Raw genomic sequence first — 5,918 nt, forward strand, 5'->3', positions numbered from 1 at the left:
TATTGGAGAAAACCCCCGTCCGGGGATACCGGACGGGGGTTTTCTGCGTTTTAGGCGAGGACGCGCAATTCATTGTCGGTGAGCTGGATGGTGCCCGCCGCGATGTTCTGTGCGAGGTGCTCGGGGTCGCCGGTGCCGGGGATGGCCAGGACGTTCGGGCCCTGATGGAGGGTCCAGGCCAGGCGGATCTGGGCGGGGGACACGTCATGGGCGGCGGCGATCTCATGGAGTGCCGGGGTGTCGGCGGTGCCGCCGGAGTGACCCCCGCTGCCCGCGATCGAGAAGAACGGCACGAAGGCGATGCCCGACTCCGCGCAGGAGCGCAGCAGTTCGGCGTCTCCGTCGCGGCCGGTGCCGAGGCCGAAGCGGTTCTGCACGCACACGATCGGCGCCGCGCTCCGGGCCCGGCCGAGCAGGTCCGCGTCGACGTCGGAGACACCGATGTGGCGGATCAGGCCCGCGTCGCGCAACTCGGCGAGCGCACCCACGTACTCCTCGATGCGCGCCGAAATCCGTTCGTTCACCCGCATGTTGACCACGTCCAGGTGGTCGCGGCCCAGCTGGCGCAGGTTCTCCTCGACGTCGCCGCGCAGCTCGTCGGGGCGTGCCCAGTCGGCCCAGGCGCCGGACCGGTCGCGGCGCGGGCCGACCTTCGTGACGATGACCAGGTCGTCGGGGTAGGGCGCGAGCGCGGAGCAGATGAGCTCGTTGGCCGAGCGCAGTGACGAGAAGTAGAAGGCGGCCGTGTCGATGTGGTTCACACCGAGTTCGCGTGCCCGGCGCAGTACCCGGATCGACTGACCGCGGTCGCTGACAGAGGAGTTGTCGAAGGCGACACGGCCCGGCAGCCGCATGGCACCGAAACCGATGCGGCGGACGGGCAGCTCACCGCCCAGGAGCCAGGTACCGGACGCGGCCGCGGTGACAGGGGAGTGGATGGTCATCGGGGGAGCCTGCCATACGGGCCGTGGGGCGTTGTCAGTGACGCCGCTTACTGTGGCGGCAGTCCGCAACGACCAGGAGGCCCGCCATGACGACCCTGCCCGACCGCCCCCGTACCGCGCTGCTCGTCATCGATGTACAGAACGAGGTGGTGGAGGGTGCCGCGCGGCGTGACGAGGTCGTCGCGCGCATCAGCACCCTCGTCGACAGGGCTCGCGCCGAGGACGTCCCCGTGATCTGGGTGCAGCACTCCGACGACGGCCTCAAGGAGGGTACGCACGCCTGGAGTTACGTGCCGGAGCTGGTGCGCCGAGACGGTGAGCCCGTGGTGCACAAGAAGTACGGCGACTCGTTCGAGGCCACCGACCTGGAGGCCGTTCTCGCCGAGCGGGGCGTCGGCCGGCTCGTCGTCACCGGCGCGCAGAGCGACGTGTGCGTCCGCTCCACGATCCACGGCGGCTTCGTGCGCGGCTACGACGTGACGCTCGTCGGTGACGCGCACACGACGCAGGACCTCAGCGAGTACGGGGCGCCGGCCCCGGAGCTGGTCATCGCGCACACCAATCTGTACTGGAAATACCAGAGCGCGCCCGGACGCAGCGCGGGCACGGTGGACACGGCGGACGTGACGTTCTGAAGGTACTCAGGGGGCCGGCCGGGATCTGAGTACGTCCGCTCATGTCCCGGCCGCTGCCCGCGCGTTGGATGGTGGGCATGACATCGGACCTCGCCGCAGACGTGCCCATACGACCCGCTCAGTACGCTCGCCACTGGGTCGCTCCGCTGGTTTCCTCGGTGGTGACGCTTCCGGGGGCGTTCTTCGCGTACGTCTTTGCCGGGCTTGCGCCGATGGCGTGCGACTCCTGCACGGAGGCTCAGGTGTCGGCGTTCCAGCCGAGCTTCGATCGTGCGTACACGGTTTTCGGCCTGTGTCTGACGGTGTCGCTGCTCTGCCTTGCGACGGCTTGGCTGTTGCCCTGGCAGGAGCGGTTTGCCGCTCGCAGGGTTGGGTTCGCGGTACTGGCGCCTTGCGCGGTGCTCGTCACGTACCTGGTCTTCGTGGGGATGGTCGACTGGCCGTGACGGCCTACGCGCCCGGCGAAGCAGCCGGCGAGGCCATCAAGATGGCGGGCACGGACATGTCCCGGGCGGCACCGTACCCACCCACGCACCTGTCGGAGACGCCAGAGAGCCGCCGACGAAGCCCCAGGCGGCCACCCTCCATTCAATGCGCTGGCCTTGACGTCAGGGGAAAGGTCTACCGTCGGAGACATGCGCATCGGAGAGCTCGCGAACCGCGCCGGAACCACCACGCGGACGCTCAGGTACTACGAGTCGCGCGGGCTGCTGCCCGCGCGGCGCGGCGGCAATGGGTACCGGACCTATGACGAGGCGGACCTGCGGGCCCTGCGGCAGATCCGTACGCTCCAGGACTTCGGGTTCGACCTGGAGGAGACCCGCCCCTTCGTGGAGTGCCTGCGCGCAGGCCACCCGGAGGGCGACTCGTGTCCGGCGTCCCTCGCCGTGTACCGCAACAAGCTCTCCGAACTCGATGCGTTGATAGGCGAGTTGACTGCCGTACGGGAGAAGGTCGGCGCGCAGTTGGAGCGCGCCGAGCAGGCAGTAGCGGCACTGGGCGCGAAGCAGCCCACCCCCCGCTGCGAACTCAGCGAAGAGCTCAGCGAACGACAGGAGGAGTGACGAAGATGCGGGAAGTGACCGACGCGGATTTCCATGAGCAGGTGCTCGAGGCCGGGCGCCCGGTGCTCGTGGAGTTCACGGCCGAGTGGTGCGGGCCGTGCAGGCAACTGGCACCGGTGCTGAAGTCCATCGCGGAGGAGGAGCGGGAGCGCCTCGACGTCGTGGCCATCGACGTGGACGCCAACCCGGAGACAGCGGTGAAGTACGGGGTGCTCTCGATGCCGACGCTCATGGTCTTCAAGGACGGTGAGCCGGTGTGGTCGCGGGTGGGCGCCAGGCCCAAGCGGCGGCTGCTGGAGGAATTGGCGGAGGCTGTCTGAGCCGAACCCGCACCCCGCCCAAAGAAATGCGCGGGTTGGAATTGACCCCTGCCCGGGGTATATTCGGTGTTTCTGTGTGCCCACAGAAAAGGCCCCTCACGAGGGGCCAACTAAACACACCGTACCGGGCAGGGAGCAGTTTTGTCAAGCCGGGAATCCGCCGCATCGCAGAAAGAACTGCAAAAGGAACAGGAATTCATCGACCGGGTCTACGCACGCGTAGACGCGCTGCGCGGTGACGCCGCGGGCTCGGTCACGGACGCCCTGACGCCCGTCGGCACCGGTCAGCAGGCCCGGCTCGAGCGTGACCTGCTGGTCGTGGAGCGCTCCGGTCTGCTCGCCGCGTTGAATGCGGTCGACGGTTCGCTCTGCTTCGGCCGTATCGATCTCACGGACGGCGTGACGCATCACATCGGGCGTATCGGAATTCGTGACGACGACACCGAACACACGCCGATTCTGATCGACTGGCGCGCACCGGTGGCCCGCCCCTTCTATCTCGCGACGGGCCATCTGCCGATGGGCCTGCGCCGGCGCAGGCACCTCACCACAGAGGGCCGTACGGTCACCGAACTGCATGACGAGATTCTCGATCTCGGTGATGACGAGCGCACCGGCTTCGAGGACCCGAGCGGCGACGCGGTGCTGCTCGCCGCGTTGAACTCGGCGCGTACCGGCCGCATGGGCGACATCGTGCAGACGATCCAGGCGGAGCAGGACCGGATCATCCGGCACGACCACCGCGGCGTACTCGTGGTGGAGGGCGGCCCGGGCACCGGCAAGACGGCGGTGGCGCTGCACCGCGCCGCGTTCCTGCTCTACGAGCACCGGGAGCTGCTCGCCAAGCGGGCGGTGCTGATCGTCGGCCCGAACCCGGCGTTCCTGTCGTACATCTCCGAGGTGCTGCCCGCGCTCGGCGAGACGGGCGTGCTGCTCGCGACGGTGGGCGAGCTGTACCCCGGGGTGCACGCCACCGCTGTGGACACCCCGCGGGCGGCGGCCGTCAAGGGCGCGGCGGCGATGGCGGAAGCGCTCGCGCTGGCGGTCCGGGACCGGCAGCAGCTTCCGGAGCCGGGCGCCCCGCTGATCATCCGGCACGACGACGGCGACCTGATCCTCGACTGGGAGATCGCCTACGAGGCCCGGCAGGCGGCACGCGACACCCTGCTGCCGCACAACCTCGCCCGGCCGCACTTCGCGTTCCGGATCCTCGACGCGCTCACCGAGCAACTCGCGGAGCGGATCGGCGCGGACCCCTACGGCGGGCCGAACTTCCTGGGCCCCGACGATCTGGCCCAGCTCGGCAAGGGGGTCGCCGGCAGTGCCGACGTGCACGCCGCGATCGAGGACCTGTGGCCGACGCTGACCCCGGAGGGGGTGGTCGCCGACTTCCTCGCCGAGCCCGTGCGCCTGGCGGACGAGGACGCGGAGGCGGTCTGCAGGACGGTCACGGGTCCGGCGGACTGGACGCCCGCGGACGTGCCGCTGCTCGACGAGGCGGCGGAGATCCTCGGGTACGACGACGCGGCCGAGCGGGCCGCGGCGGAGGCGGCGCGCCAGGAGCGGATCGCGTACGCGCAGGGCGTGCTGGACCTCTCGCGGGGCTCGGAGACGTACGAGTTCGAGGACGAGGACGAGTCGGAGGTGCTGGCCGCGCACGACATCGTGGACGCGGACCGGGTCGCCGACTGGTACGACGAGGAGGACCACCGCAGCGCGGCGGAGCGGGCCGCGGCCGACCGGACCTGGGCGTTCGGGCACATCATCGTCGACGAGGCGCAGGAGCTGTCGCCGATGGCGTGGCGGCTGCTGATGCGCCGCTCGCCGACCCGCTCGATGACCCTGGTGGGGGACCCGGCGCAGACGGCCGAGGAGGCCGGGGTCGGTGCGTGGGACAAGATCCTCGCGCCGTATGTCGAGGACCGGTACGAGCACACGCGGCTCGGGGTCAACTACCGGACGCCCTCGGAGATCATGGACGTCGCGGCGGCCGTGCTGCGCGAGGGGGACCCGGACTTCGAGCCGCCGTCGTCGGTCCGCTCGACGGGCGTACGTCCCTGGCGGCGGGCGGTGACGGGTGATGTCGCGCAGGCAGTGGCGGAGGTCGCCGCGGCCGAGACCCCCGAGGAGGGGCGGCTCGCGGTGATCGCGCCGCGCCGGCTGCACGCGGCGCTGGCCGCGCTGCTGCCGGACGTGGTGGCGGGGGCCGAGCCGGACCTCACCCGGCATCTGGTGCTGCTCGATCCCCGTCAGGCGAAGGGGCTGGAGTTCGACCGGGTGATCGTGGTCGAGCCGGGGGAGTTCGGGGTGAGTGACCTGTATGTGGCGCTGACGCGGGCCACGCAGTCGCTGGGCATCGTGCACAGCGCCACCGAACTCCCCTCCTCACTGGCCGGGGCGCACCTCAGGCAGGCCTGAACCAGACCGTGGCCAGCGGCGGCAGGGTCAGCCGGATGCTCGCCGGACGGCCGTGGGCGCCCACGTCGTCCGGCTTCACCGGTTCGGGATTGACCACGCCCCCGCCGCCGTAGCGGGCGGCGTCGGTATTCAGGATCTCGTGCCAGGCCGGTACGTCGGCGGGAACGCCGAGGCGGTACTCGTGGCGTACCACCGGCGAGAAGTTCGACACCGAGAGCAGCGGGGCGCCGTCGGCGGCGTGGCGCAGGAACGCGAAGACGTTGTCCTCCACCGCGTCGCCGGCCACCCACGAGAATCCGGCGGGGTCGGTGTCCCGCTCCCACAGGGCGGGCGCCTCGCGATAGACGGTGTTCAGGTCGCGGGTGAGGTCGCGGACGCCGCGGTGGTCGGGCTCGGCGCCGTATGCCGGGTCGAGCAGCCACCAGTCGGGGCCGTGCGCCTCCGACCATTCGGCGCCCTGGGCGAACTCCTGCCCCATGAAAAGGAGTTGCTTGCCGGGATGGGCCCACATGAAGCCCAGGTAGGCGCGGTGGTTGG

At 70.5% G+C, this 5,918-nt stretch carries 7 protein-coding genes; 5 read left to right on the forward strand and 2 right to left on the reverse strand.

The window, feature by feature from the left end:
- Positions 1–50: 50 nt before the first annotated feature.
- On the reverse strand, positions 51–944 hold the full coding sequence (locus AB0J02_RS43450; protein ID WP_363199456.1) for an aldo/keto reductase: 894 nt from the start codon (positions 942–944) through the stop codon (positions 51–53).
- A gap of 86 nt (positions 945–1,030) precedes the next feature.
- Between AB0J02_RS43450 and AB0J02_RS43455 the strand changes: the two genes are divergently transcribed.
- From AB0J02_RS43455 to AB0J02_RS43475, 5 genes are all read left to right on the forward strand, one after another.
- On the forward strand, positions 1,031–1,579 hold the full coding sequence (locus AB0J02_RS43455) for an isochorismatase family protein (protein WP_363199457.1): 549 nt from the start codon (positions 1,031–1,033) through the stop codon (positions 1,577–1,579).
- Positions 1,580–1,656: 77 nt separating this feature from the next.
- Positions 1,657–2,025, forward strand: a complete 369-nt coding sequence (locus tag AB0J02_RS43460; RefSeq protein WP_363199458.1) for a hypothetical protein — start codon at positions 1,657–1,659, stop codon at positions 2,023–2,025.
- Between the two features lie 189 nt (positions 2,026–2,214).
- A complete protein-coding gene (locus AB0J02_RS43465) occupies positions 2,215–2,643 on the forward strand; it encodes a MerR family transcriptional regulator (RefSeq protein WP_363199459.1) in 429 nt (142 codons plus the stop codon).
- A gap of 5 nt (positions 2,644–2,648) precedes the next feature.
- Positions 2,649–2,963: a thioredoxin gene (gene trxA, locus AB0J02_RS43470; RefSeq protein WP_363199460.1), complete on the forward strand. Its 315-nt coding sequence runs from the start codon at positions 2,649–2,651 to the stop codon at positions 2,961–2,963.
- 177 nt (positions 2,964–3,140) lie between these two features.
- Positions 3,141–5,381, forward strand: a complete 2,241-nt coding sequence (locus AB0J02_RS43475) for an AAA family ATPase (protein WP_363199462.1) — start codon at positions 3,141–3,143, stop codon at positions 5,379–5,381.
- Here AB0J02_RS43475 and AB0J02_RS43480 read toward each other — a convergent pair.
- Positions 5,368–5,918: alpha amylase C-terminal domain-containing protein (locus AB0J02_RS43480; RefSeq protein WP_363199461.1), on the reverse strand; the 551-nt coding region annotated here is incomplete at its 5' end. The genes AB0J02_RS43475 and AB0J02_RS43480 overlap by 14 nt on opposite strands.

Origin of the sequence: Streptomyces sp. NPDC050264, assembly GCF_040655895.1 — a bacterium.
Classification (GTDB): domain Bacteria; phylum Actinomycetota; class Actinomycetes; order Streptomycetales; family Streptomycetaceae; genus Streptomyces.